This window comes from Microcystis sp. M015S2, from assembly GCF_020245945.1.
In the GTDB taxonomy this organism is placed as follows: Bacteria; Cyanobacteriota; Cyanobacteriia; order Cyanobacteriales; family Microcystaceae; genus Microcystis.
On sequence record NZ_JADBTX010000004.1, the window covers coordinates 66,926 to 91,154 of the forward strand.

The window sequence follows — 24,229 nt, forward strand, 5'->3', positions numbered from 1 at the left end:
CAAAACCATTTTTTAGCAAAGCTGCTACCGATAAGTAGTCGTGCAAAATAAATTTCCTAGTGAAGAAAGGCAAAAGGCAAAAGGCAAAAGGCAAGGGGGGTTAGATATGTGTAATTAATTTTGCTTAGGTACTTATTCAGCTAGTCCTATTTACTTTTCCAGATTGCCTATCCCCAATTCATAATTCATAATTCATAATTCATAATTCATAATTCATAATTTCTGAAGGATTGGATAATTGAAGCCTTCTGAAGCAAAAGAATATCTGTGATTGCCATCAAAACTGTTATATTATAGAAAAATATTTCTGAGATTTTTCCTATGCCTCTAATTAAAATTCAAACTTCTGTCACCTCCCTCGATGATGAGACGGTTAATCAACTTTTGCAGAGTCTTTCGGCTAAATTAGCTAAACATCTGGGAAAACCCGAATCCTATGTGATGACAGCTTTAGAATCGGGGATAAAAATGACTTTTGCTGGCACTTTTGAGCCGGTTTGTTATATGGAGATTAGAAGTGTTGGTTCTATTTCCGCCGCTCAAACTAAAAGCATGAGTAGTGATTTTTGTCAAGAAATTGAGGCTTATTTAGGAATACCGAAAAATCGCATTTATCTAGAATTTGCCGAGGCGAAAGGTGATCTTTGGGGATGGAATGGCAGTACTTTTGGTTAATTTATGCCAAAATTATCGGAGATAGGGCTTATTTTAACTCTCTGGTTAAGATTTTCGCCTGTTCAATCCAAGCTAACATCACCGCAATATCGGGACATAAATCGCGTCTTTGCAGATTAGCCACCTGAAAGCGGAGAATCTGTCGATGCAATTGCTGAATTGATGTCTGTGCCAATTGCGGGATGGAAGCAATACCGGCATGAACCAGCAAACCGCAGTATTGACAACCCACGGCGGGAATTGAGGCTAATTCCGCCATTGCCACCCACTTATTAATATGTTTAGCCTGAATTTGCATTCTTACCGCTAATTTTTCCTTACCCAATTGCGGACGAACTTTTTGCAAAAGTTGTGCGGTGGTGTCGATACCGCAATCCTTTAATTTTTGGCAATCTTGGTCACTTAACCCCGGCAAATGTTCAATTAACCAGCTTTGCCTGTGGATAAGTTGCGATCGATTCATCGAAATTATTAACTATTGATAAGTAGATTATAGCAGTTATCTTCAGGCCCAGATTAGCTGGTCGATGTCTGGTGAGAATCGCTCCCCCTAGCTTCGGTATCCCCTTTTTTAAGGGGAAAAGGGAGGAATTTGACGTGTAGTTTTTATGAATTGTACACAGAAAAAAAGTTGATAGAACCAAAACGGTCTATCAACTCTTAAAATTATCTATTCAAGAACTAAAAATTAACGTTCTTGAAAGACGATTTTTTTGTCCAGGGAAGGACGGTTATTCGACTTAGAGGGATACTTATTACCACCACTGCGGGGAGTTTTATTAATCACCGGTTTACTGCTGGCCGCTGCGGGAACTTCCCAATCGGTTTTCATCCACTGGGGACAATTTTGATCGTAGATCATTTGCAGGGCAGCCGCCGCGATCGCTTGGGGATCGTATTCTTCACTTAAATCCCGCACTAAAGGCAAGAAAGAAGCCATACGTTCCCCCGATAAAGCCTCTTTTAGCTGATTTTGCAGCTTGGCCAGGCGTTTTGCTTCCACTTCGGTGCGACTAGGAATGGGACTAGATTCCAGACGTTGACGCAAACGCTGTTCAATCTGACGTAATAAACGCCGATCGATCGGTTCTACTAAAGATATAGCAGTTCCCGTTTTACCGGCGCGGCCCGTGCGACCAATGCGGTGAATATAGGTTTCGGCATTATCCGGCAGATCATAGTTAATAACGTGGCTGAGATTTTCCACATCTAGACCGCGGGCCGCGATATCCGTGGCTACCACCAATTTAATTTTGCCCTCGCGGAAACGTTGCACCAGTCGTTCCCGTTGCACTTGGCTTAAGTTACCGTGGTATTCATCCACCGTTTGCCCCGCTTCTTGCAGTTTGCTGGTTAATTCGGCCGCGGTTTGCTTGGTGCGGACGAAAATAATCGCCGATTCTAGGGGTTCGATCTCTAACAGGGGTTGCAGGACTTTTAATTTCGTCCAACCGCGAGGGATCAGATAAATTTTCTGCTCGATCTTAGCAGGAGCGGCCTGGGGTTGAGAAACCGTCACAGAAATGGGAGATTTCAAGAAATTAGCGATTAAATCGCGGATTTCCCGGGGCATAGTGGCCGAGAAACAGGCGGTTTGACGGGTGGAGGGGGATGCTTGCAGAATTTTCTTCACATCATCAATAAAACCCATACTGAGCATTTCGTCCGCTTCATCGAGGACTACCCAGTTTAGGGATTCTAGATGGAGTTTTTTGCGATCGAGTAGATCGATTACCCGGCCGGGAGTCCCGACCACAATCTGGACACCTTTTTCCAGACTGCGGATCTGACGTTCCATGGATTGACCACCACAGACTGTCAGGATAAAGAGACGACGATCATCAGAGAAATCTTTGATGGCGCTGGCTACCTGTTGGGCTAATTCCCGGGTGGGGGTGAGGATTAAAGCTTGAACGTTAGGATTTTTGGTGTCCATGCGTTCCAGTAAAGGCAGGGAATAGGCGGCGGTTTTGCCGGTTCCCGTTTGTGACATTCCTACCATGTCATGCCCTTCTAGAAGGAGAGGGATGGCTTTGGTTTGAATTTCGGTGGGGGTGGTGAATCCAAGCGTTTCTAGGTGTTGAAGACGGCTATCGGATAAACCTAAATTGTTGAAACCAGTGGTCATAGGGATTGTTTTGTGGGAATTAAATTAGAAAAATGGAAAAATTAGACTATTTCGCCGTAGAGATCGTAGGTATCGGCCGCAGTGATTCGGACCTGTACGATCGCACCTAGAATCGCCTCCCCTGTCACATAAACCAAGCCATCCACTTCCGGGGAAAAACGAGCCGAGCGCCCGATTAATTCTCCTGTTTCTGGGTTTTCCTGTTCGATGAGAACATCGACAGTGTGACCTATATAAGCTTGATTTTTGCGCTCCGAGATTGGTTGCTGAGTTAACATCAACCTTTCGCGGCGTTCGTCCATAATTGCCTGTGGCACTGGATTGGGCAGGTCAAAAGCGGCTGTACCTTCTTCGGCGGAGAAGGTAAACACCCCGACGTGATCGAACTCATGACGATTGACAAATTCCAGCAGATGGCTGAAATGTTCCTCGGTTTCTCCGGGGAAACCGACGATAAAAGTCGTTCGTAAAACCGCGTTCGGGATAGCTTGCTTGATCCGCTCGATAATGCCATCGTTGACTCGTCCTTGCCAGGGACGGTTCATCCCCCGCAGGATGTCGGGATGGGAATGCTGTAGCGGCAAGTCTAGATAGGGTAAAACATTCGGGGTCTCTCGGATCGCCTCGATAACCTTTGGCGTTAACCCGGTCGGGTAAGCGTAGTGAACGCGAATCCAAGGTATATCGACTTCTCCCAGCGCTCGCAAGAGTTCCGCTAATTTGGGTTCGCCATATAAGTCTAACCCATAATTGGTTGTTATTTGCGAAATGAGAATTAATTCTTGGACCCCTTGGCTGGCCAATTGTCGCGCTTCGGCCACAATGGACTCGATCGAACGGGATCTTTGATCACCGCGCAGCTGGGGAATAATACAGAAAGCACAGCGATAATCGCAGCCTTCGGCCACCCGCAGATAGGCGACTCCCTCGCTGGTGGTGCGATAACGGGGCAGATTTTCGTCGGCGATAAAAGTGGGATCGGTGCTGACTTCTTTGACTCGTTCTCCCGTCTCTACCCGTGCCACGATCTCGACAATTTTCTGATAATCCCCTGTGCCGACAATGGCCACGGCTTCCGGCAATTCCGTCAGGAGTTCATCTTGGAAATGTTGGGCCATACAGCCGGAGATAATAATTTTTTTATTAGCTTCCGCCAGTTCCACGAGGGTGCGAACGGATTCTTCTCTAGCTGCTTGAATGAAACTACAGGTATTAACGATAACGTAATCGGCCAACTCCTCGTCATTATCTACGGGATAGCCGGCCTTGGCCAGCAGTCCTAACATATGCTCGGAGTCGATCCGGTTTTTCTCACAGCCTAGGTGTGAGATAGCGATGGTTGGCTTATTGCCCATGCGATCGAGTATCAACCAAATCTTAAACTTATTTAATGTTAAGACATTTTAACGGATTCCGGACTTGATAAAATCATTAGCAGTTAAAATAATTTCCCCCCGGTGGCCCGTGGCTAGGCCTTCACCCTGTTAAAATGGGTGGGCGGCGCATGGTTGGGTACGCTAAGAGTAGTAGACGCTGTGAACTTAATTGCAACTTTCAAGACAAAAAACCCGATTATTGGCGTGGTTCATCTCGCCCCCCTGCCCACTTCCCCCCGTTGGGGTGGTAGTCTCAAGACGGTGATCGAGCGGGCTGAACAGGAGGCGACGGCTTTGGCTGCCGGTGGTGTTGATGGTTTGATTATCGAGAATTTTTTTGATGCCCCCTTTACTAAGCAACAGGTGGATCCAGCCGTGGTTAGTGCCATGACTTTAATTGTTGATCGCATTAAAAATCTGGTGGTCTTACCGATTGGTCTTAATGTTCTCCGCAATGATGCCCATAGTGCCTTAGCGATCGCTACCTGTGTCAATGCCCAATTTATTCGGGTTAATGTGCTAACGGGGGTTATGGCTACCGATCAGGGCATTATTGAGGGTCAGGCCCACGAACTTCTGCGTTATCGGCGCGAATTGGGGTCTGAGGTCAAAATTTTAGCGGATGTTTTGGTTAAACACGGCCGCCCCTTGGGAACCCCTAATCTGACTACAGCAGTTCAAGATACGATCGAACGGGGACTAGCAGACGGGGTGATCCTCTCTGGTTGGGCTACCGGTAGCCCCCCCAGTTTTGAGGATTTGGAACTGGCAGTGGCGGCGGCCAAGGGAACACCGGTTTTTATCGGCAGCGGGGCTGATTTGGACAATATCGGGCGGTTGCTGCCGGCTGCCGATGGGGTGATCGTGGCTAGTTCCCTCAAGCGTCATGGCAAAATTACTGAACCGGTGGATCCGATCCGGGTGTCGCAATTTGTGGAAACGGCACGCCTGATCAACGATCAAAAGGCAAAAATTAATAATTCTCTCCCTTCTTTGCCCCTGTCCACATAACCCCTTGCTAGAATGGCGGATAGTTTCAGGGGATAGCTATCCTAAGTTTTTAGGAATTGAAAACGTCCTAATTAACACAATATGGTTAGGGAATTTTTCCTTTCAACAAAGTACATTTAGATTTCTCTCCTGACTCCTGACTCCTGAATTCTGCTGTAATTTAATCTAAATAATATTATGCGTCGTCGTTCTGTACCTTGGATTCATCGCTACTCCCGGCCCCTAATTGGGGGCGTTTCGATCGTGGGGGCGATTCTGACCGGCTATTTAACCATTACCAAACTGACGGGAGGGGCTGCAGCCTGTACCGCCGGGGCTAGTGATGGGGCTGGTTGTAGTGGTGTTCTTAATAGTCCCTACGCTACGGTTTTCGGGCTGCCCTTGAGTTTGTTCGGTTTTTTGGCCTATATTGCCATGGCGGTTTTTGCCCTCAGTCCTCTATTTATCAATGGGGAAACTCAGAAAAATCTCCGCAAAAGTTTAGAAAATAATACCTGGTTATTGCTGTTAGCGGGGGCGACGGCGATGGCGGTATTTAGTGGTTATTTAATGTATGTTCTAGCCACGGAATTAAAGGAATTGTGTCCCTACTGCATCACTTCGGCTTTGTTCGCTTTAACCTTATTAATTCTCACAATTGTCGGTCGCGAATGGGAAAGTTTAGGACAAATTATACTGCCGATGGTTGTAGTGGCCATGATTACTTTTGTGGGAACTTTAGCGGTTTATGCGGGAGTAAATTCCCCGACGGTGGCAGGAGGAAAAGAAGAAATTACCCGGCCAATGACAGCGGCTACACCCCCCTACGGTTGGGAAGTAACCACGGTTTCGGGAGAGGCAGAAATTGCCCTGGCTAAACATTTAAAAGCAATTGGTGCGAAAGAATACGGGGCTTTTTGGTGTCCCCACTGTTACGATCAAAAACAGTTATTTGGTAAGGAAGCGGGAGAAATCCTCAAAAAAGAAGGGGTTTATATCGAATGCGATCCCCAAGGGGTTAATGGTAATCCCCAAGCTTGTCGCGATGCCGGAATTAAAGGTTTCCCCACTTGGATTATTAAGGGTCAAGAATATTCGGGAACCCAAAGATTAGAGAAATTAGCGGAGGTTTCTGGTTATACCGGCCCGATGAATTTTAAATATACAGTTCCGGGACGTAAGTAGGAAAGAGTTAAAATTTATACTGGAGGCTGAACAAGGTTCAGCCTTTATTGTTGTTTATTAAGTTTAGCTACTTTGATTTATAATAAAAACGTAGATAAGTTGCTAATTATTGGTTATGACTCAGGTAAATCTACAAAAAGCCGCTAATATTCTCGGTGTAACTACCGCAGAAATACTAACATGGCAAAAGAAAAAATTAATCAAAGGTCAGAAAATTAATCAAGTTGATTGGCTATTTGATCTCGATCAATTAACCAATCTTAAAAATAACCAATCCCCCAGAGAATTGAAAATTTTACAAACTGTTGAGCCAACTAATTACACGGTTATCGAATTATTTGCTGGCTGTGGTGGTATGGCTTTAGGTTTAGAAAATGCGGGAATAAAAACACAATTACTGGTGGACATTAATCAAGATTGTGTTAATACTTTAAGACTCAATCGACCGCAATGGAATGTTATAAATAAAGACATAAAAAAGATTAAATTTTCTGATTTTAGAGACAAAATAGATATTGTAGTTGGAGGTTTTCCCTGCCAACCTTTTAGTTATGCTGGATTAGGGAAAGGATTAGAAGATTTGAGAGGGAGCTTATTTTTTGAGTTTGCTCGTTGTTTACAGGAAGTGCAACCTAAAATCGCTATGGCCGAAAATGTTCGAGGATTATTAAGCAATAAAAAAGGAGAAACTCTGCAATTAATGCTGCAAGCTTTACAGGAAATCGGTTATTATGCTGCTTATCAAGTTTTATCAGCCCAATTTCTTGATGTTCCCCAAAAAAGAGAAAGATTAATTATTATCGCCACCCGTCAAGACCTAAATATTAAACCCATTTTTCCCCAATATAGAAACTATACTATTTCTCTGAAAAAAGCTCTAGAGAATTGTCCAAGTTCTCCAGGAGTAGAATATAAAGAAAGAAAAAAAGAGATTATGTCCTTAGTTCCCGCAGGAGGAAATTGGCGGAATTTGCCGATGGATATTCAAAAAGAATATATGAAAAATAGTCTCAAAAATCACGGCGGACGGACAGGATATGCTAAAAGATTATCTTGGGATGAACCAGCTTTAACTATTACCTGTAGTCCGGCACAAACCCAAACAGAAAGATGCCATCCCCAAGAAACTCGTCCTTTGACTGTGAGAGAATATGCACGAGTGCAGTCCTTTCCCGATGATTGGCAATTTACCGGTAATTTAACCTCTCAATATCGACAGATTGGTAACGCGGTTCCCGTTAATATGGCCTATCATCTTGGTGGCTGTTTAATTAATATGTTGCAAGGGGATTATTTCGGGGAAACACAGCCAAAAACTGAACAGTTAAGCATTCCGGGGTTAGAAGTTAATTAATTTTGACTAAAAGTAAATAGGGCTTGCTGAATAAATGTGAAATGTAGGCAAGGTAAGGGTTTTAGGGATCGTCGCCCGTACTTTTTCAGCAAACCCTAACTATTGATAACTACTGACACGCAAAAACTATTGATTTAGGATAACAAATACAATTATAATACTTTTGAATCACCGATAACTGTTTCAGTTTTATTGTTATACCATTTCTCTAAATGAAAACTACACATCGAATTTAAATCCCCCTTTAAGTTCCCCTTTTTAAGGGGGATTTAGGGGGATTTAACTTCTGTAGTCAGACTTTGGAGAATTGGTATAACTATCAAGCCGGTAGAGCGTCGGATCAAGGTAATACCATTTCTCTAAATGAAAACTACACATCGAAGTTAAATCCCCCTTTAAGTTCCCCTTTTTAAGGGGGATTTAGGGGGATTTAACTTCTGTAGTCAGACTTTGGAGAATTGGTATTAGATGGTATAGGGAATCTCAATAAATGGATGTTGATTGAGATCAAAATCTTGGGTATTACGAGTGACTAATTTGAGATTATAGTAAAGGGCGATCGCTGCTTGAATGGCATCGGGCAATTTCCATTGAATAACCTTTTTGTTAGGCTGTTTGGTTGCCTTTTTTTTGATTTGTTCACGACGGATTTGAATGACTAAATCAGTGATGTTGATATCTAAATCTATCAGGGGAAAATTGCTTAACAACTCTGCTGCTTTTTCAAAGGAATTATCATCATCAAAACCAATGAGAACTTCGGCTTTAGTAATGACAGAAATATAACTTTCATCTCGGTGAGCTTTTAGATAAACTGTAGCTTGGGTAATACCATTAAAATGGTCGATTAAAATACAGGAGTCTATTAATCGTTTCATATCCACTCCTCCCGAATTTTTTGCTGATATTCTAAGCCATCTCCTTTAGTCCAGATTCCCTTAGTTTTATCTAATAAGGCTTCAAAATCGGCTTCTGTCTTTTCATCCTCAACTACTTGAATGTTAATGGCTAACTTTGTTCCTGCTTTAAAGGGTAAGTTAGAGAGGATAATCTTCTGAGAATGATCGATGATTAAATAGGTTTGATAACTATTCATAATTATTGACACGCAAAAACTATTGATTTAGGATAACAAAGACAATTATAATACTTTTGAATCACCGATAACCGTTGCAGTTTCATTGTTCTTAATAAAACTTAATATACTTCAATTTTCTCAAAAAAATCGACTGGCCTTTACAGGACTCGGATTAATGGGACTTCGCAAGAAACGTTAATCCAATAGTTAGGGTTTGCTGAAAGAAGCTAGATACAATTGAGTAACGCACAGAAAACGGGTTTCTCCGAGAAACCCGTTTTCTACTCATGCACTCATGCAAAAAGGGGAATAAATAATCAGTCTTTAATAACCAGATTTAGTACAACTACCTCTTGCATGAGTTCCTATCCTCAGCCAGAAATTGATTTTGTCCGATTTTACTGTCTGGAGTCTGTAGGGTTGATTCATGAATCAACCCTACCCCACTAGAAATTGATTTTGTCCGATTTTACTGTGCGGGGGGAATAACTTCTAACGGAATACTTTCAGTTTCTCCATCTTTAGATGGATTGACATCCGGACTTTTTTCTGCATCTGGAGTTTTTTCCACCGCTTTGGTTTCTGAGGTGGGGGGATTTTCGGGGGGTACTTCTGGACTGGGGTTCTTTTCCGGGATGGGAGTGAATTCTACTGGGGTTTCGCTTTCAGGAGACGGGGAGACTTCGGGGGAAGGTTCGATATTACGGGTGGTTTCCCGGGGAGTTTCTTCTATCCGGGGAGATTCTGGGGTAGTTGCGGGGGTATCTGGGGGGGTGTCTTCACTGATGTTTCGTTCTTCCTGGGGACAGGCTGCCGATTCTAAACCGAGATGACATCGGACTTCCTCCCGTCCCAAAGACACGGCAATTCCCGACACCGACATTAACAAAGCTAGGATGGGTAAGATATTCTTCATAAAATTAGACTTGATTCTACTCCTCGACATCACATTATCTATTTTAGATAGGATCGAATTGATATTGAGAACCCTTTGGCCCCTCATTGCCGCGATTAGCACGCACCAAGGGAACTTGATTAAAAATGTTAAAATCCGTGGTGCTTCCCTGCAAGGTGATTCCTCGATTTAAAGTTTCGACTACAGTAGCACGGTCAGAACTTTTAGCGATCGCTTCCCCTAATACTTTCATGCTATCGTAGGCGGTAGCAGTACGCCAACTGACGCGACCGCGCCAACTTTTCAGCGCATCCTTAGCAAAAGGATCTGTTGCTTGGAAACTCCAAGGTACTGCTAGAACTAATCCGTCGATGCTATCCGCTCCTTGAATAAGGATATCGGGTGTATAAAGTTCATTTCCGCCTAATAAGAGCATTCCAGACGATTCTTGGGCAATAGCCACGGCTTGATCGATGCGATCGCCGTCTTTACTCAAGGCCAAAAATACCACCCTAGCGCCGGCTTGTTTTGCCTGATCTATGGCGGTTTTAGCGTTAAAATTGGCTTTGGTGGTGTCTATTGCCTTAACTATCTTGCCTCCAGGTTCCTTTATCGCTTTAGCAAAGGAATCCTTTAATTTTTGACTATAGGGACTATCGGAATTATAAAAAAGAACCACTGAGGGAGAATTCTCTTGCTGACTAGCATAATTAGCCAAAGTTTTGGCCACTGCTTCCAGATAACTGCCTAAAACTTCCTGAGATTTATCCTTAAGGGGAATGGTTTTCAGGGTTGATTTTCCCGTTTGACTAACACTGGTAGTCAGGGGAGAAAGAATCGCTAATCCTTCTTTTTCGTAACTTTCAATCGCTTTTTGACTAAAAGGATCGATTCCGTGGCCCATAACTGCTAAAACTTGACCGGATTGAATCAGATCATCAGCGATCGCTTTTGATTGTAACCCACCGCCATCATTAGCGATAACTATTTCCAAAGGATTACCCGGATTAGAATTATTAAACTCCTCTTGATACCTTGCCACACCTCGGAGAATTTCCTTGGCGCTGTTGGGGTCGTTAGCGATGGGGACAACGACGGCTATAGTATTTTGATTACCTTTTTGTCTAGCTTTGGCGTTATTGTAATAGATTTTGCCCTCCGGATCGTTTGCTTGGGGAGTGGCTGCTAGTTGGTAAGATGCGATCGCATTTATCCAATCTTCTTTTTTAAAGGCCGCTGCGCCTTTTTCTTTGTTAGGAGTGGAATTAAGCAGTATTTTCTCACCTTGGCTAAATAAATCGGGATTTTTAGCCGTATCACTCACAAAAGTTGCCTCGGTTTGCTTGTCTGGGGTTTCTTCCCCGACAACTTGGGGAGTATCGGGTTTGGGAATGAGCATTTGCAATAGACTCCAACCCCCTAAACCTGCGGTTAAAGCGGTAATTATCAAAGCGAAGGGAAGTAACCAGTTAGATTTTTGACCGACTCTAGTTGTACCCCCCGGGGAGACGACAACTGTGGTTTTAACCGTCGTTGTGACGGGATCCATCGCTTCCCTAGGCAGGCCACAGATAGGACAATCAGGAGTAGTATTGTCGCAGGGTTCATGACCTCCCGCAATCGCTTGCGGATAAGTTTTACCATCTTTAGGGATACCGTCACATTGCCAAGTAGTCATAATCAGTTATCAGTTATCAGTTATCAGTTATCAGTGGGTAAGTTATCAGTGGGTAAGTTATCAGATTTGAGTTTTAAGTGAGCAGTATGTGTTAAGTGAGCAGTATTAAATAGCAGTTTCTTGCCATCTTTTCACTGTTTACCGTTCACTGATTACTGTTTACTGGTCACTGGTCACTGTTTGAGGACGTTGTCGTAAGCTTTGGAAATAGAGGCCACCGATAAGCAGTAAAAAGAGGATATAAGCAACAATTTGACTGATATAGAGGTTTTGACGATAACCAAATAGGGATTTAAGGAGGAGTCCGGGAAAAGTGCGATCGCTCAAAATTTGGGAACCGTCCCAAACCTGAAAACCGAGAAGACAGGAGGAGGGGAGAGAAGGACAGAAATTGCGATAAAAAGGGTCAATTTCAGTTAAAAGACTGATTCCTGCGTCGATATGTTTCAAAACACCGATGAGTAATCCCGCAACGATTAAGAGTAGGAAAGTCCCCATAATTTGAAAAAAGAGACGGATATTAATTTTTACTCCCCCCGCAAATAGGAGAATTCCCAACAAAGTCGCGACACTTAACCCTGCTATCGCACCGAACGTTTGTATCTGCCAATCTTTTTGGAATTGGGCCAGGATAAAGAGGACAGTTTCAAATCCCTCCCGCAAGACAGCGATAAAAACGAGCAGAAAAATCGCTTTTCCTGCCCCATTTTCCGATTTTAAACCCGCTTTTACCGCACTTTCTACCTCAGATTTCAAATATTTGGCCTGTTGAGTCATCCAAATTAACATCCAACTCAACATCAAAACGGCAATCAGTCCAAAAGTGGCGGCCAGTAATTCCTTAATCATTGGTACAAATGGACTAGGAGAGGCATCCACTTGCAAAAGGATTCCCCCTAACAAAACACCGACCAAAACACTAGCGACCACTCCCGCACCAATACCACGATACACCCATGAGTTAAGTTGCGATCGACCCGATTTTTGTAAACAAGCGAGGACAATTCCCACCACTAAAGCGGCCTCAAAACCTTCCCGGAGAGTGATAATAAAAGTGGGTAAAGCGGAACTGAGATTCATAAGCTAGTCGATAAACTCTAGCTTTGATCCTAGCTTAAGCAAAATCTCGCAGCATCTTGCGAATTTCCAGATTGTGTAATTCTTCTTGTCCGATCATACCGCGAGCGAATTCTTCTAGGTAAATACTGGCATCTTCAACGGTTTCTAGGAGTGCTTTGTACAAATCAAGGGATTTTTTCTCATGATTGAGGCTCTCACTCAAGATTGCTTTGATATTGTGTTCATAGCTCTCCTCGATGGGGGCAATTTTTAAGCTAGGATGACCTTCTAAACCGGTGAGAATTTCCCCGACTTGTTGCGCGTGGGTGAGGGATTCCGTGGCCTGAGTCTGGAAAAATTGGACGATAGGGATGCGATGGGGACCTGTCACCATCAGGGAATAGTGGGTGTAACGGACAACTCCCGCTAGTTCAAATTCCATGATTTCGTTTAGTTGTTCGATGGTTTTGTCTCTGTCTAGTTCTCGCATAAGATTCTCAATAATTTGTCTCTAATTGCAATTGTAGCTAATCCAGACTGGCTAAATAAATCTAAAAACCTTGTTGGCTAATATCTTTAGGCTTTTTTGCCATCAAAAAAGTGCCAGCCATTTGAGCAATAGAGGGGAAAATTTAGGCACTTTTTCCCTGAAAATGCCTAAAACCCCACACCCCACAAAAAACCTTTTCAGCAAACCCTAGGTGATGCAAAAAGACTTTAGCTGGGGAAATAGCAACTCAAGAGGTCATTAAAGGCTTCATTTTGCCTTAAACCATCGAAAACAAAGTTATTACGCGCTAATTCGCCGCAAATATCCGGTTCTATGTCTAGAGCTTCCCGTAAACAGTCGATCGCTTTTTGTTGTTGACCGAGGGCGGCATAACAGCAGGCTGCATTATACCACGCATAGCGATCATCTCGATCGATTTTTAACGATTCTTCATAACAGGCGATCGCTTCTGGTAAACGCTGTAATTCCTGTAGGATCACACCCTGTTGATACCAAGACCAGTAATCTTGCGGTCGGATATCGAGGGCGGTACGATAATTAAATAAAGCCTCTTGGGGATTGCCCCAATCCCGGAAAGCGTCGCCACGACGATACCAGGCCCAATAATCCTGGGGTCGCGCCCCCAAGGCCAGATCATAGGAAGTGATAGCGCGTTCGTAGTTTTTGAGCAATCGATAGGCCTCCCCTTGCCGGTAGGCGGCCCAATAGTCCCCCGGACTATGACTTAGGGCCCGTTGAAAACAAGCGATCGCTTTTTCGTAGTCTTTTAATTCTTGCAGATAAACACAACCTTGATCGTACCAAGCCCAATAGTTATCATCCTTTACCTGTGCTGCGTTAGAGTAACTTTCAGCCGCTTCTTCATACATTCCCAAGTCTTCTAGTATCATACCCCTTTTGTACCATGCCCAATAATCATCTGGATAATATTCTAAGGCTTTTTCGTAACTGATTAAGGCTCCAAAATAGTCCATTCTTTCTTTTAAAATATTGCCTTGGTCATACCAGTCCCGATAGGTATCCGGACGGCATTCGAGCGCTCGATAGACAGTGAGTAGATAGGTCATAGTCATTAATCTATAGTAATTAGGTTCGTCAGTCTTATCAGTTATCAGTTATCAGTTATCAGTGGGAGTGTTGGGTGAGCAGTGGGTGCTTTTTCCCTGAAAATTAGGTAGTTGACCACCTGAAAATCGATAAAACCCCACACCCTACACCCCACACCCCACACCCTGCCCCCAGGAAAAGCTTTTTGCCGCAAACCCTAGTTATACTTTTAGAACAGATTCAGATCCGTTAAAGCACCGAGACTGCTAGAGGAGACTAACTTGGCGAATTTGCCGAGAATTCCCGTTTTATAGCGTGGGGGACGCGGTTGCCAATGGTTACGACGACGGGTTAATTCTTCCTCAGATACATTTAAACTCAAGAGACGCTGACGAGCATCAATAGTGATTTGATCCCCTTCCTCTACTAGGGCAATTGTACCACCCACCGCCGCTTCTGGAGCGACGTGACCGACCACCAGACCGTAGGTTCCCCCGGAAAAACGACCATCGGTAATTAATCCCACGGAATCCCCTAAACCGGCGCCGATAATTGCCGAAGTGGGGGCTAACATTTCCCGCATACCCGGTCCACCTACTGGTCCCTCGTAACGGACAACCACCACATCCCCGGCTTGAATTTTTCCGGCTAAAATTGCCTCTAAACAGGTTTCTTCCGACTCAAACACCCTGGCGGGCCCGGTGATTACCGGAGTTTTCACGCCGCTAATTTTGGCCACGGACCCCTCTGTGGCCAGATTTCCTTTTAAAATGGCTAAATGACCCTCTTTATAGACAGGATTGCTAAAAGGACGGATAACGTCTTGGCCTGACGGCGGTTGGTCGGGAATATCGGCTAAAATCTCGGCGATAGTCTGACCGCTAATGGTGAGAGCATCCCCGTGCAGTAAACCATTAACCAGGAGAATTTTCATCACTTGGGGAATACCGCCGGCTTTATGCAGATCTACGGTAACGTAACGCCCGGAGGGTTTAAGATCGCAGATAACCGGTACACGCTGCCGGATGGTTTCAAAATCATCGATCGATAATTCTACCCCGATGGTGCGGGAAATGGCTAAAAGGTGCAGCACAGCGTTAGTGGAACCTCCCACCGCCATAATTACCGAAATGGCGTTTTCAAAGGCTTTACGGGTCAAAATTTGGCTAGGTAGAATCTGTTTTCTAACCGCCTCGACCAAAACCTTGGCCGATTCTTCGGTACTATCAGCTTTTTCCGCATCTTCGGCGGCCATGGTCGAGGAGTAGGGTAAACTCATCCCCATGGCTTCAAAAATGGAAGACATGGTATTAGCAGTAAACATTCCACCACAGGAACCAGCGCCAGGGCAAGCGTTGCGTTCAATTCCGATGAGGTCTTCTTCACTGATTTTACCGGCGCTGTACTGTCCCACGGCTTCAAAGGAACTGACCACGGTTAAATCGCAATCTTTGTAGCGCCCTGGTTTAATCGTGCCACCATAGACGAAAATAGCGGGAATATTCATCCGGGCCATGGCAATCATTGCCCCCGGCATATTTTTGTCACAACCCCCGATAGCGAGGACTCCATCGAGACTTTGACCATTACAGACGGTTTCAATGGAATCGGCGATTACTTCCCTAGAAACGAGAGAATATTTCATTCCTTCTGTTCCCATGGAAATCCCGTCACTAATGGTGATAGTCCCGAAAAGTTGCGGCATTCCCCCCGCTAATCTGGTTCCTGCTTCGGCACGCATTGCTAAATCATTAATTCCCATGTTACAGGGGGTAATGGTGCTAAATCCGTTAGCGATGCCGATGATTGGTTTGTTAAAGTCCTCATCCCCAAAACCTACCGCTCTTAACATGGCCCGATTCGGACTGCGTTGGGTACCTTGGGTAACAATGCGACTTCTGTAGTTATCTGCCATAACTTTATCTTTCTCCAATGGCGGCTTATGTGTGCGATCGCGGCTCAAGTTCTCTAATCGCACCTTTATTTCTATTTTCTGACTTTTGGCCGCTCTGAGCAGGTTTTGGGACAGCCCATCTCTAAAGAAAATATAAAACTGTGGGATGATTCAGGGGACAACTATCGGGAATCAGCAGTCGGACGAAATCCGTTTTCTTCTGAAACCCGTTTACTTGGGCGACAAACCAGAATTATTCAGGTTTGTTTAACTGATTTAAATAGCCTTGAAAATCTGAGATTGAGTCAAGAGTAATCGCTTGTCTGTGGAGATTTTTTAGAAGAGAAGTCTCTTGAATTTGGCTAATCTTATTAACCAGTTCAGAAGGCACATTCTCAAACCGAATCTCAAGGGCATCAATGACAGATTCTCTCATCCCCTTTTCCATTCCCATTCTTTGAACACTGGTAATATAACGCACTCGTTTTTCTTCCTCGTACTGATTTAATTCCTGTTGAAACTCTTGTTCTAAGTCAGTGGGTAAGCTCATCAGCCAATCGATAAACTTAAAGAGGTTGATAATGTCCTCTCGTTGATAACCCTGTTCGTACAACCGTTTAGTTAATATTAGTTTCGCTTCTTTGCGGGGGAGATGGGAGAATAAATAAACGCAATCTCCTAAATACTGACTCCTGACTCCTGACTCCTGACTCCTGATAACTGATAACTGATAACTGATAACTGATAAGTTCCGCTAATCTTTAAATAAATTGCGAGAAACATACCAAGTAAAACCACCGCCGATAACTGCCATAACTGCTAAAGCTAATAGTACCGGTCGGAGTCCGAATTGAGTTTCGGCGATACCCGCAACAGCTAAGGGTAAAGAGAGGGCAATATTAACGGCATTATTTTCTAAACCAAAGACTTTGCCGCGCATTTCGGGGGGTGTATCTGCCTGTAGGGTAGTTTGCATGGGAACCCCGACTAAAGCGGCAAAAATCCCTAATAAAGCGGTCATAGCGAAGGCTAAAATTAAACTCTTTGTTGCTAGAGATAAACCGATTAAAGCTGCCGCCATACCCAGGGAACCCCAGAGACTTAATTGGGTGTGGGAGAATTTTTGACCCCAATAACCCAAAGTAATCGCACTAACTGCCATTCCTGCACCACAGGAGGCTAATAAAAAGCCGAATTGAGAAGCTTTTAACCCGGGTAGTTTTTCCGCCATACTGACGGCTAATACTGATAGAGCAGCAAAAATACAGAATAAGATAACTAATTGAATCAGAGCATTACGAACTTTATGATTTTTGTTGAGGTAACGAATGCCGTCGCGGATATCTTCCCAAACATGGGGCTGTTCTGCGGTAGGAATGACATATTTTTCGTTAGTTCGCAGGATAATTAGAATTAAACCGGCAATTATATAAAAAGCACCGACAATCATCACTTTGCCAATATCAAATTGTCCGGCTCTCGTGCCGAAAATGCTATCGGCAAAAGCTAATACCGGTTCACCGATGGCAAAACCGATAATTAATACTGCCATCGTGGTTAAAGTGTTGAGGGAATTAGCGGGTAGAAGATGACGACGTTTTACCACTAATGGCAGGGTAGATTGTTCGGCGGGGGCAAAAAATTGGGTTAAGGTGGAGACAAGAAAAGTAATGACTAACAACAGGAAAAAACCGAAGGGTAAGTTAAATTCTCCCTGTAACCGATAATGCCAATTTCTTAAACCTTCTGGCAACCAACCGAGGGGAACGGCTAAAGTTTGCTCGCGCACTAACCATAATAATAGGGGAATGAGGAGGACAAAAGCCCCGCGTAAAAGGTTAGAAATAACTAAAACTTGTTTTTTTAACCATCTATCAACATATACACCCGCCACCGAACCCACTAACACCGCCGGAATTGTATTAGCAATCATTATCGCCGATACCCAGCCACTAATCGACTGATCGGCTTTTTGGTAATGGGTGGCAATTAGGGAGATCATCAGGACTAAATAGAATTTATCCGCTAATTGGGAAAAAATTCCCCCCGCCCAGAGGATGAGAAAGCGTGGGTTTTTTAGCACCGGGGCAAAACCCTGACTAGGATTGGATTTGGGCGCACGTTTAGGCAAGCGGTTCATGGTTTCTGCGTCGGATTGCCTCGGTGAGGAATCGGAAGAATTAAAAACAGGTGTGGAAGAGTCGCTAGACGTAGCGTCGTCAGTTTCTGAGTCAAACAGTTGCATTATGATGATTTTTGCTATCTGTTTAAAATTCTAAGGGAGATAAACCCTCAACTAATGCCGAGGAGCGAAAAGTTTTTCCCAGATGATATTGAGTATAGCGGCGCAGCAGGCGATCGAGGTTAATCCAAGCGAGTTCTGAGGTAAGGTTTTCTTCTGGGGGAAAATCGGGTTTTCCTAAGCATTGCAGTAATTGCAGTTCTTGCAACGTCAGTTTACTATCGATTTTGGGCGGGTTGATTGTTTCTGTTAGGGCAGATAGATCTATTATTCCCCCTGCCTCGAAACTAAATCCTAGGCAATTGTCCCCAATTAAAGCTTTTCCCGTCAACAGGCAGTTATGGACTTGCGGCACTAAACCGGCAATTATTAAGAAATGAAAAATTGCTTGACAAAGGTAGGGAAGTATGTATTGATTTTCGTCGAGGACTTCAATTCTGGCCAGATGGCTGCAGATTAATTCGTATAATTCCCTCTGGGGTTGTTCGCTCAGTGCGATCGCCAAAACCAGTTCGCAGAGGTATTGGCTAACGGTGAGTTTGGCGAGATTTTGACTTAATTTGGGATAAGATTCGATAGTTTCAGCTTGAACGACCTTATCTAGGGATTTTCCAGCGACTATCAACAGATTATTGACCACAAATAGTTCACTTCTACCCCGCAGGGAAGATTTATACTTGCGCGCACCTGGAGCGATGGCTCTAATTAAACCATATTCGGCCGTCAAAATAGTTAAGAGGCGATCGGCTTCTCCGAAGGCCATTCCTTGCAGATTGATTCCAGTAGCTTGATAGGTACGAGACATCATTTAATAATTAACTAGCTAATTGTCTCCCCAAGAAGACTTGAGCTAATCACCAAACAAAGGGGAATCAGTTAGGACTATGGGGGAGATGCTATGGAGGTTAGCGGACTCGAACCGCTGACATCCTGCTTGCAAAGCAGGCGCTCTACCAACTGAGCTAAACCCCCGATCTGGTTTTTAGGACACTTTCGTTATCATAACCTATAGTGAAAAATATTACAAGTTAATTTTTCCCTTGCCTGCCATGTCTTATCTAGTCGCCACTTTTTACCAGTTTGTGGCTTTGTCAGATTATCGTCAAAAACAGCCAGAAATACAAAAATACTGCCAAGAAAGAGGAATTAAAGGAACTATTCTTCTGGCAGCCGAGGGGATTAATGCAACGATCGCCGGGAACCGTCAAGCGATCGCCGAGGTGATTAGTTGGTTAAAAACCGATACTCGTTTAGCTAATCTAGAGGTGAAAGAGTCTGTTTGTGATTATTTGCCCTTTCAACGCTTAAAAATTCGCTTAAAAAAGGAAATTGTGACTTTCGGTCAACCCAAGGCTAATCCTCTCGAAAAAACAGGAATTCATCTCAAAACTGAAGAGTGGAACCAATTGCTGAAAGAGCCGGACGTGGTAGTTATCGATACTCGGAATAATTATGAAGTGGCGATCGGTACTTTTGCGGGAGCGCTTAACCCAGAAATCCAGCATTTTCGCCAATTTTCTGAGTATATTCAGGAAAATTTTGATAGTATTAACGATAAAAAAATAGCTCTTTTTTGTACGGGGGGAATTCGTTGTGAAAAGGCGGCAGCTTTTTTATTAAATCAAGGTTTTTCTCAAGTTTATCAGCTAGAGGGAGGTATTTTGAAATACTTAGAAGAAGTTAGTCCCGATCAGAGTCTTTGGCAAGGAGAATGTTTTGTTTTTGATCAAAGAGTGGCCCTAACAGCTAATTTAGAGGTAGGACATTATGAAATGTGTCCCGCTTGCGGTCATCCCATCGATGAAAAAGATCAACAGTCCCCCAATTACCGAGCGGGAATATCTTGTCCCTATTGTAGTTAATTTTCTCCTATCTTAACCGCTCTCATCTCCCTACTTTTCTAGTATCTGGTTACTTTTTCTTGCGGATTTGTGTACCAGAAATCATGTCATGAAGGGCGCGTTTTTTCTTTGTCCAGGCTGCCAGCAAAAAGCCCAAATATAAGGGAGCAGTGGAGAGAAATTTTAGTAAGTAGCGGCGATTGGCTCTTGCAAAAGATATGCGTCTTCCTTGGCTATCGGTGACGGATAAATCAAAAAACATTTTACCAATAGTGGCCTTAAAAAGATATTCTAAGAAAACATAATATAACCATTTAATAACTATTCCTAAACCAAGAGCGGTCAGGATGGCAATATGTTCGTGAGTAAAGTTAAGTTTGGCTTGAATATTATAGATAATTGCCGCTATAAATAAAGCAAACCCGATAATTGTTGTTCCAGCTGCACTTAATCCCGCTGCATAGTAAACCCACATTTCTTTGGGTATATTAAAGTTAAGATTTAAATCTTGGAAAGTTGACCATTGTTGTAAGCGAAAACAGATATAACCACCTAATAAAGCGGCGATAATAAAAACGATAAAAGAATCAATTAAAGAGGCTTTTAATCGGAGCCAAAACCCAGCATAACTAGGAGAAATTGCGGCGAGTAAAGAAAAAAGTGCAGGATTGGGAATAGGAACAATTTTAGGTTTTTCAGGAGAAGAATTTTTGGTTTTTTTAGTTTGATGGAGATTAGCTTTAATATCGGCAATAATTTTTAGCAAAGTTTTGGTATCTTTAGGTCGATCAATAGGTTTTTCTACCATTAAATTATCGATAAAATCTGCTAATCTAGAAGGGATATTTGGGGCATATTTACGCCAGTTAAATTCATTGGTATTGATATTATAAATTTTTGGGTCACTGGGTTCTTTACCGGTTAACAAAAAGACGAAAGTTTTGCCCAAAGCATAAAAGTCTGATTGGGGGACAGAGTGACCACGAGATTGTTCAGGAGGAGCATATCCGGGGGTATAAATTCCCGTATTTTTACCTCCTGCTAGGACAGTTTTAGTCACCTGTCGCGCTGCTCCAAAATCAATTAAAACTAATTGACCATCGGGTTTTAAAATAATATTAGAGGGTTTGATGTCGCGATGATAGAATTTATGTTTATGAACCTCGTGGAGAATATTAGCTAACTGAGTTAACCAATCCAAAGCGAGATGATAATCAATCGGTTTAAATCCTCTTTGTTTTTGATGTTCTTCTAAGTCAATACCAGCAATTTTCTCCATAACTAAACAGTGTAAAGCAGTTTGACTCTCCCGGGGATGATAAATAAAATAGTTTTCTCCTTTGGGAATACCGGGGTGATTTAATTGTTTTAAAAGATTGGCTTCCTGTTGAAATAAATCAATAGCTTTGCTGGAATCGTAGGTAAGAACTTTTAATACTTTGGTTATTTTATGTTCATCTATCACTTCATAGGTATTACCAAATCCACCTTTGGCACTCAATAAATTTGTGACTCGATATTTACCATTTAAAAGCAAGTCGGAACCACAGGATTGACAGTAACGACTCTCCGTGATACTTTTCGGTTTAGGACAATGGGGATTAATACAAAAACTCATAGATTTTATTGGTAGAGTACAAAATAAACTTGATGATAACAATATTCCCTGCTATATTTAAGGTTTGTTGCCAAGAAAAAAGCCGCGCAATCCCAAAGTGACCACGGCACTTAAAAAAGCCACAACCATGGGGATAATCAGAGATTTAAACCCTTTCAAGTCCGCAATATCTTTAACTAGGATTGCATAACTATCCTCGACTTTTTCCAGTCGTTTATCCATTGTTTCGACTTTCTGATCAAGAGTTTTAATATCTCCTTTGATTTCTGTGACTTCCACCTTTAAATCATTAACATCTCTTTGGAGAATGTCAAATTTTTGATCCATATCTCTTTGGAGAGTATCAAATTTTTGATTAACATCTCTTTGGAGAGAGTCAATTTTCTGATTAACCTCTTTAATACTATCTTTAATTTCTTTCAGGACAGATTCGAGAGAATAGGTAACGGTTTCGCTAGTTTGTGTCATAATTAGAAACCTCTTGTTGATATAGCCAAATATAATTAGGTTATGCTGAAAAAGTTTTTCGTTGGTGTGGGTTGTCGGGTGTGGGGGTTGACCCATTTTAGGGAAAAAGTACCTGAATTTTCCCCCCGATTACTCCAATGGCTGGCACTTTTTGATTTCAAAAAAGCCTAAAGATATTATCCAACAAAGTTTTTAGATTTATTCAGCCAGCCCTAATTATTCCCCTGTTGCCTATTGGTAGGAGCCAAGGACGATTTTGCTACCAGAAAATTTTCAATTGTGGCCAGAGATCGATCATGGTAATTTAAGAAAGCGATCGGGGAACTCTCACAGGGAAGATCCCGACCCTAACCAGGGAGTGACTGTTTAACTGTCTGTCCTATGTACAAGTCTATTACTGTTTTAACGCTGCTGACGGGAATTATCGCCGTTGACGTGGTTTTTGCTCAATCCACTGTTAATCTTACCATCGCAGTTCAACAGGGAGAATCCTACGAAGGATTATTGACTAGAGCATCGCAATTAGCGGAGAAAACTATCATCAGTCGTTTTAATCAACAACAGGGTATTAATAAAATTGATTTATTAATAACCGCCGAAAAATCAGGGGCGATCGCACCTTTGCTCTCGGTGAAGGTATCCCGTCAAGATTGGTTTGGCCATCCCAATATTCAACGCTGGGCTAATGTTTTTCCCTTTGGCAAAGCTCTCCTCGGTTTTAGCTCTCCCGCACCCGTAGTCACCCCGAAAAGTCCCCCCGCTGCCGTTAATCCCACGCCATCTCCAGCACCATCTCCCAGTGCTACCACTCCTCCTCCTGCTTTACCCTTCGAGGATGAGCCGAATAATGCTCCCCAAATCCCCATTCCTAAGCAAAGATTAACCACTCCAGCTAATCGTTAATTGATAGGAAAAGGAGGGACTTTCGGCAGATATAGCAGTTCTCACACCTGTGTGGTACAGTTAAACCTTTGCTAATTAAGCTTTTCAACATCGATAATGTACCTCTTGCGAACAGGAAACGCTATATATTGACTTTTAAGTAGCAAAACGAGGCCGAAACCAGTCTAGGGGAAAAATATCATCTTCTTGGACGATTTCTGTCCAACCAGTGACACTCTCAAAACAAGTCCCCGTCAAGTTAGCACCCCTCAAGTCCGCTCCCTGTAGATTTACCTCTTGTAAACGCGCTCCCGCTAGATTAGCACCCGCTAAATTGGCCCCGCGTAAATCACTACCGGTCAGACGTGCCTCGCTAAAATTAGCCCTTTCTAAATTAGCCCCCTGAAAGTTCACCTCTTTTAGAAAAGAGCTGCTAAAATTGGCTTCCCTTGCGGAAATCTGACGACATTTAGCCCCACTTAACCGCGCTTCCTGCAAATTGGCCCAATTGAGATTGACTTTATCTAGGGTTGCCTCCAAGAGATTAACTAAGTATAAATTCGCCCCGCATAAATTCGCCCCGCATAAATTCGCCCCCCGGAGATTAGCATGGGAAAGATCCGCCCCACTTAATCGCGAGTTACGCAGGTTAGCCTGTACCATAAAGGCCCCGGTGAGATTGGCCTTGGTTAAGTCCGCTTCCACTAATTGCGCTTGACTTAATTTGGCATAGGTTAAATTCGCCCAATTCAAACTCGCTCCCCGCAGATTTGATTTAGTCAGAAAAGAGCGGCTCAAATTAGTTCCGCACAAATTGGCCGCAGCAAAATTGACAGCGATTAGAGTCACTTGTTGTAGATCTAGACTCATCAAGTCAATGCCTAAAAAATCCCGTTCTCCTTGTTCGTAGAGTCTTAGTAACTGATTAACTTTCATCTCCCTTCTTCTACTTTAAGATGGTGGTTAAGAAGTAATCAACAAAAGCACCTAAAAACTTTGTCCGATAACTAACTCAGCTTTTAGATAAGAAATTTATCAGGCTCTCTTTTGAGTTTATGTAAAGTTTTTTGTCGATTTTTTAAGAGAAGATAACGCGAACAGCAAGTTAATTTTCATCATAGTTAAGTAGCTTGGCTAAAACAGTTGGACTGGTTTTTCCAATTCTACCCCAGTCCATCGGGTAATTAGTATCTAACACTACTCTTGTTAAAAAACTTATCTATTGTTTAAACTCGATTATATTTAACTCAGCTAATTCTCCGTACTTTCTCGGATCAGGGCGGTGGAGCCGAGAGGACTTTCAGGGTA

At 43.1% G+C, this 24,229-nt stretch carries 23 protein-coding genes and 1 tRNA gene; 6 read left to right on the plus strand and 18 right to left on the minus strand.

Annotated features, from left to right (window positions below; all coding sequences use genetic code 11):
* Positions 1–321 precede the first annotated feature (321 nt).
* Positions 322–675, plus strand: a complete 354-nt coding sequence (locus IM473_RS00625; protein ID WP_287656890.1) for a phenylpyruvate tautomerase MIF-related protein — start codon at positions 322–324, stop codon at positions 673–675.
* A gap of 28 nt (positions 676–703) precedes the next feature.
* Here the strand turns inward: IM473_RS00625 and IM473_RS00630 are convergent, their stop codons facing one another.
* From IM473_RS00630 to rimO, 3 genes are all read right to left on the minus strand, one after another.
* Positions 704–1,138: a DUF4332 domain-containing protein gene (locus tag IM473_RS00630; RefSeq protein ID WP_287656891.1), complete on the minus strand. Its 435-nt coding sequence runs from the start codon at positions 1,136–1,138 to the stop codon at positions 704–706.
* A 225-nt stretch (positions 1,139–1,363) separates the two neighbouring features.
* A complete protein-coding gene (locus IM473_RS00635) occupies positions 1,364–2,803 on the minus strand; it encodes a DEAD/DEAH box helicase (RefSeq protein ID WP_287656893.1) in 1,440 nt (479 codons plus the stop codon).
* 41 nt (positions 2,804–2,844) lie between these two features.
* The gene (gene rimO / locus IM473_RS00640; RefSeq protein WP_287656895.1) at positions 2,845–4,158 is read right to left on the minus strand and encodes a 30S ribosomal protein S12 methylthiotransferase RimO; all 1,314 of its coding nucleotides are present in this window, start codon (positions 4,156–4,158) and stop codon (positions 2,845–2,847) included.
* 180 nt (positions 4,159–4,338) lie between these two features.
* On the opposite strand from rimO, the gene btpA reads away from it, so the two are divergent.
* The 3 genes from btpA to IM473_RS00655 all read left to right on the plus strand — a co-directional run bounded on the left by btpA (position 4,339) and on the right by IM473_RS00655 (position 7,708).
* Positions 4,339–5,190, plus strand: a complete 852-nt coding sequence (btpA, locus tag IM473_RS00645; RefSeq protein ID WP_287656896.1) for a photosystem I biogenesis protein BtpA — start codon at positions 4,339–4,341, stop codon at positions 5,188–5,190.
* 177 nt (positions 5,191–5,367) lie between these two features.
* Complete coding sequence (locus tag IM473_RS00650) at positions 5,368–6,354, plus strand: vitamin K epoxide reductase family protein (protein WP_287656897.1); 987 nt, start codon at positions 5,368–5,370, stop codon at positions 6,352–6,354.
* A gap of 115 nt (positions 6,355–6,469) precedes the next feature.
* On the plus strand, positions 6,470–7,708 hold the full coding sequence (locus tag IM473_RS00655; RefSeq protein ID WP_287656898.1) for a DNA cytosine methyltransferase: 1,239 nt from the start codon (positions 6,470–6,472) through the stop codon (positions 7,706–7,708).
* Positions 7,709–8,172: 464 nt separating this feature from the next.
* Here IM473_RS00655 and IM473_RS00660 read toward each other — a convergent pair whose 3' ends face one another.
* The 12 genes from IM473_RS00660 to IM473_RS00715 all read right to left on the minus strand — a co-directional run bounded on the left by IM473_RS00660 (position 8,173) and on the right by IM473_RS00715 (position 19,084).
* Positions 8,173–8,586, minus strand: coding sequence for a PIN domain-containing protein (locus IM473_RS00660; RefSeq protein WP_287656899.1), 414 nt, complete (start codon positions 8,584–8,586; stop codon positions 8,173–8,175).
* Complete coding sequence (locus IM473_RS00665; RefSeq protein ID WP_008198534.1) at positions 8,583–8,804, minus strand: hypothetical protein; 222 nt, start codon at positions 8,802–8,804, stop codon at positions 8,583–8,585. The genes IM473_RS00660 and IM473_RS00665 overlap by 4 nt, the downstream gene beginning before the upstream one ends.
* A 451-nt stretch (positions 8,805–9,255) precedes the next feature.
* The gene (locus IM473_RS00670) at positions 9,256–9,702 is read right to left on the minus strand and encodes a hypothetical protein (protein ID WP_287656901.1); all 447 of its coding nucleotides are present in this window, start codon (positions 9,700–9,702) and stop codon (positions 9,256–9,258) included.
* Between the two features lie 43 nt (positions 9,703–9,745).
* A complete protein-coding gene (locus tag IM473_RS00675) occupies positions 9,746–11,359 on the minus strand; it encodes an ABC transporter substrate-binding protein (protein ID WP_287656903.1) in 1,614 nt (537 codons plus the stop codon).
* A 159-nt stretch (positions 11,360–11,518) separates the two neighbouring features.
* Positions 11,519–12,439, minus strand: coding sequence for an FTR1 family iron permease (locus IM473_RS00680; protein ID WP_287656905.1), 921 nt, complete (start codon positions 12,437–12,439; stop codon positions 11,519–11,521).
* 34 nt (positions 12,440–12,473) lie between these two features.
* Complete coding sequence (locus IM473_RS00685) at positions 12,474–12,908, minus strand: ferritin-like domain-containing protein (protein WP_002731529.1); 435 nt, start codon at positions 12,906–12,908, stop codon at positions 12,474–12,476.
* Between the two features lie 227 nt (positions 12,909–13,135).
* Positions 13,136–13,996, minus strand: a complete 861-nt coding sequence (locus IM473_RS00690; RefSeq protein ID WP_287656907.1) for a tetratricopeptide repeat protein — start codon at positions 13,994–13,996, stop codon at positions 13,136–13,138.
* Between the two features lie 209 nt (positions 13,997–14,205).
* The gene (gene ilvD / locus IM473_RS00695; RefSeq protein WP_287656909.1) at positions 14,206–15,891 is read right to left on the minus strand and encodes a dihydroxy-acid dehydratase; all 1,686 of its coding nucleotides are present in this window, start codon (positions 15,889–15,891) and stop codon (positions 14,206–14,208) included.
* 232 nt (positions 15,892–16,123) lie between these two features.
* A complete protein-coding gene (locus IM473_RS00700; protein ID WP_287690309.1) occupies positions 16,124–16,420 on the minus strand; it encodes a hypothetical protein in 297 nt (98 codons plus the stop codon).
* A gap of 204 nt (positions 16,421–16,624) precedes the next feature.
* Complete coding sequence (locus IM473_RS00705) at positions 16,625–18,115, minus strand: MFS transporter (RefSeq protein ID WP_287656912.1); 1,491 nt, start codon at positions 18,113–18,115, stop codon at positions 16,625–16,627.
* A 22-nt stretch (positions 18,116–18,137) separates the two neighbouring features.
* Entirely contained in the window at positions 18,138–18,920 is a 783-nt protein-coding gene (gene recO / locus IM473_RS00710; RefSeq protein WP_287656915.1) for a DNA repair protein RecO, read from the minus strand.
* Positions 18,921–19,011: 91 nt separating this feature from the next.
* Positions 19,012–19,084, minus strand: a tRNA-Ala gene (locus tag IM473_RS00715).
* A gap of 77 nt (positions 19,085–19,161) precedes the next feature.
* On the opposite strand from IM473_RS00715, the gene trhO reads away from it, so the two are divergent.
* Positions 19,162–19,974, plus strand: coding sequence for an oxygen-dependent tRNA uridine(34) hydroxylase TrhO (gene trhO / locus IM473_RS00720; protein WP_287656917.1), 813 nt, complete (start codon positions 19,162–19,164; stop codon positions 19,972–19,974).
* 49 nt (positions 19,975–20,023) lie between these two features.
* Here the strand turns inward: trhO and IM473_RS00725 are convergent, their stop codons facing one another.
* Complete coding sequence (locus IM473_RS00725) at positions 20,024–21,571, minus strand: protein kinase domain-containing protein (RefSeq protein WP_287656919.1); 1,548 nt, start codon at positions 21,569–21,571, stop codon at positions 20,024–20,026.
* 57 nt (positions 21,572–21,628) lie between these two features.
* Positions 21,629–22,039: a coiled-coil domain-containing protein gene (locus IM473_RS00730; protein WP_287656921.1), complete on the minus strand. Its 411-nt coding sequence runs from the start codon at positions 22,037–22,039 to the stop codon at positions 21,629–21,631.
* Between the two features lie 381 nt (positions 22,040–22,420).
* On the opposite strand from IM473_RS00730, the gene IM473_RS00735 reads away from it, so the two are divergent.
* A complete protein-coding gene (locus IM473_RS00735) occupies positions 22,421–22,942 on the plus strand; it encodes a hypothetical protein (protein ID WP_287656922.1) in 522 nt (173 codons plus the stop codon).
* A 135-nt stretch (positions 22,943–23,077) separates the two neighbouring features.
* Here IM473_RS00735 and IM473_RS00740 read toward each other — a convergent pair whose 3' ends face one another.
* A complete protein-coding gene (locus IM473_RS00740) occupies positions 23,078–23,857 on the minus strand; it encodes a pentapeptide repeat-containing protein (RefSeq protein ID WP_287656924.1) in 780 nt (259 codons plus the stop codon).
* Positions 23,858–24,229: the final 372 nt, after the last annotated feature.

Bases quoted from the DNA above. Each gene is read 5' to 3' on its own strand.
- IM473_RS00625 (WP_287656890.1), top strand. From the start codon at position 322: ATGCCTCTAATTAAAATTCAAACTTCTGTCACCTCCCTCGATGATGAG.
- IM473_RS00630 (WP_287656891.1), bottom strand. From the start codon at position 1,138: ATGAATCGATCGCAACTTATCCACAGGCAAAGCTGGTTAATTGAACAT.
- IM473_RS00635 (WP_287656893.1), bottom strand. From the start codon at position 2,803: ATGACCACTGGTTTCAACAATTTAGGTTTATCCGATAGCCGTCTTCAA.
- rimO (WP_287656895.1), bottom strand. From the start codon at position 4,158: ATGGGCAATAAGCCAACCATCGCTATCTCACACCTAGGCTGTGAGAAA.
- IM473_RS00650 (WP_287656897.1), top strand. From the start codon at position 5,368: ATGCGTCGTCGTTCTGTACCTTGGATTCATCGCTACTCCCGGCCCCTA.
- IM473_RS00655 (WP_287656898.1), top strand. From the start codon at position 6,470: ATGACTCAGGTAAATCTACAAAAAGCCGCTAATATTCTCGGTGTAACT.
- IM473_RS00660 (WP_287656899.1), bottom strand. From the start codon at position 8,586: ATGAAACGATTAATAGACTCCTGTATTTTAATCGACCATTTTAATGGT.
- IM473_RS00665 (WP_008198534.1), bottom strand. From the start codon at position 8,804: ATGAATAGTTATCAAACCTATTTAATCATCGATCATTCTCAGAAGATT.
- IM473_RS00670 (WP_287656901.1), bottom strand. From the start codon at position 9,702: ATGAAGAATATCTTACCCATCCTAGCTTTGTTAATGTCGGTGTCGGGA.
- IM473_RS00675 (WP_287656903.1), bottom strand. From the start codon at position 11,359: ATGACTACTTGGCAATGTGACGGTATCCCTAAAGATGGTAAAACTTAT.
- IM473_RS00680 (WP_287656905.1), bottom strand. From the start codon at position 12,439: ATGAATCTCAGTTCCGCTTTACCCACTTTTATTATCACTCTCCGGGAA.
- IM473_RS00685 (WP_002731529.1), bottom strand. From the start codon at position 12,908: ATGCGAGAACTAGACAGAGACAAAACCATCGAACAACTAAACGAAATC.
- IM473_RS00690 (WP_287656907.1), bottom strand. From the start codon at position 13,996: ATGACCTATCTACTCACTGTCTATCGAGCGCTCGAATGCCGTCCGGAT.
- ilvD (WP_287656909.1), bottom strand. From the start codon at position 15,891: ATGGCAGATAACTACAGAAGTCGCATTGTTACCCAAGGTACCCAACGC.
- IM473_RS00700 (WP_287690309.1), bottom strand. From the start codon at position 16,420: ATGAGCTTACCCACTGACTTAGAACAAGAGTTTCAACAGGAATTAAAT.
- IM473_RS00705 (WP_287656912.1), bottom strand. From the start codon at position 18,115: ATGCAACTGTTTGACTCAGAAACTGACGACGCTACGTCTAGCGACTCT.
- recO (WP_287656915.1), bottom strand. From the start codon at position 18,920: ATGATGTCTCGTACCTATCAAGCTACTGGAATCAATCTGCAAGGAATG.
- trhO (WP_287656917.1), top strand. From the start codon at position 19,162: ATGTCTTATCTAGTCGCCACTTTTTACCAGTTTGTGGCTTTGTCAGAT.
- IM473_RS00725 (WP_287656919.1), bottom strand. From the start codon at position 21,571: ATGAGTTTTTGTATTAATCCCCATTGTCCTAAACCGAAAAGTATCACG.
- IM473_RS00730 (WP_287656921.1), bottom strand. From the start codon at position 22,039: ATGACACAAACTAGCGAAACCGTTACCTATTCTCTCGAATCTGTCCTG.
- IM473_RS00735 (WP_287656922.1), top strand. From the start codon at position 22,421: ATGTACAAGTCTATTACTGTTTTAACGCTGCTGACGGGAATTATCGCC.
- IM473_RS00740 (WP_287656924.1), bottom strand. From the start codon at position 23,857: ATGAAAGTTAATCAGTTACTAAGACTCTACGAACAAGGAGAACGGGAT.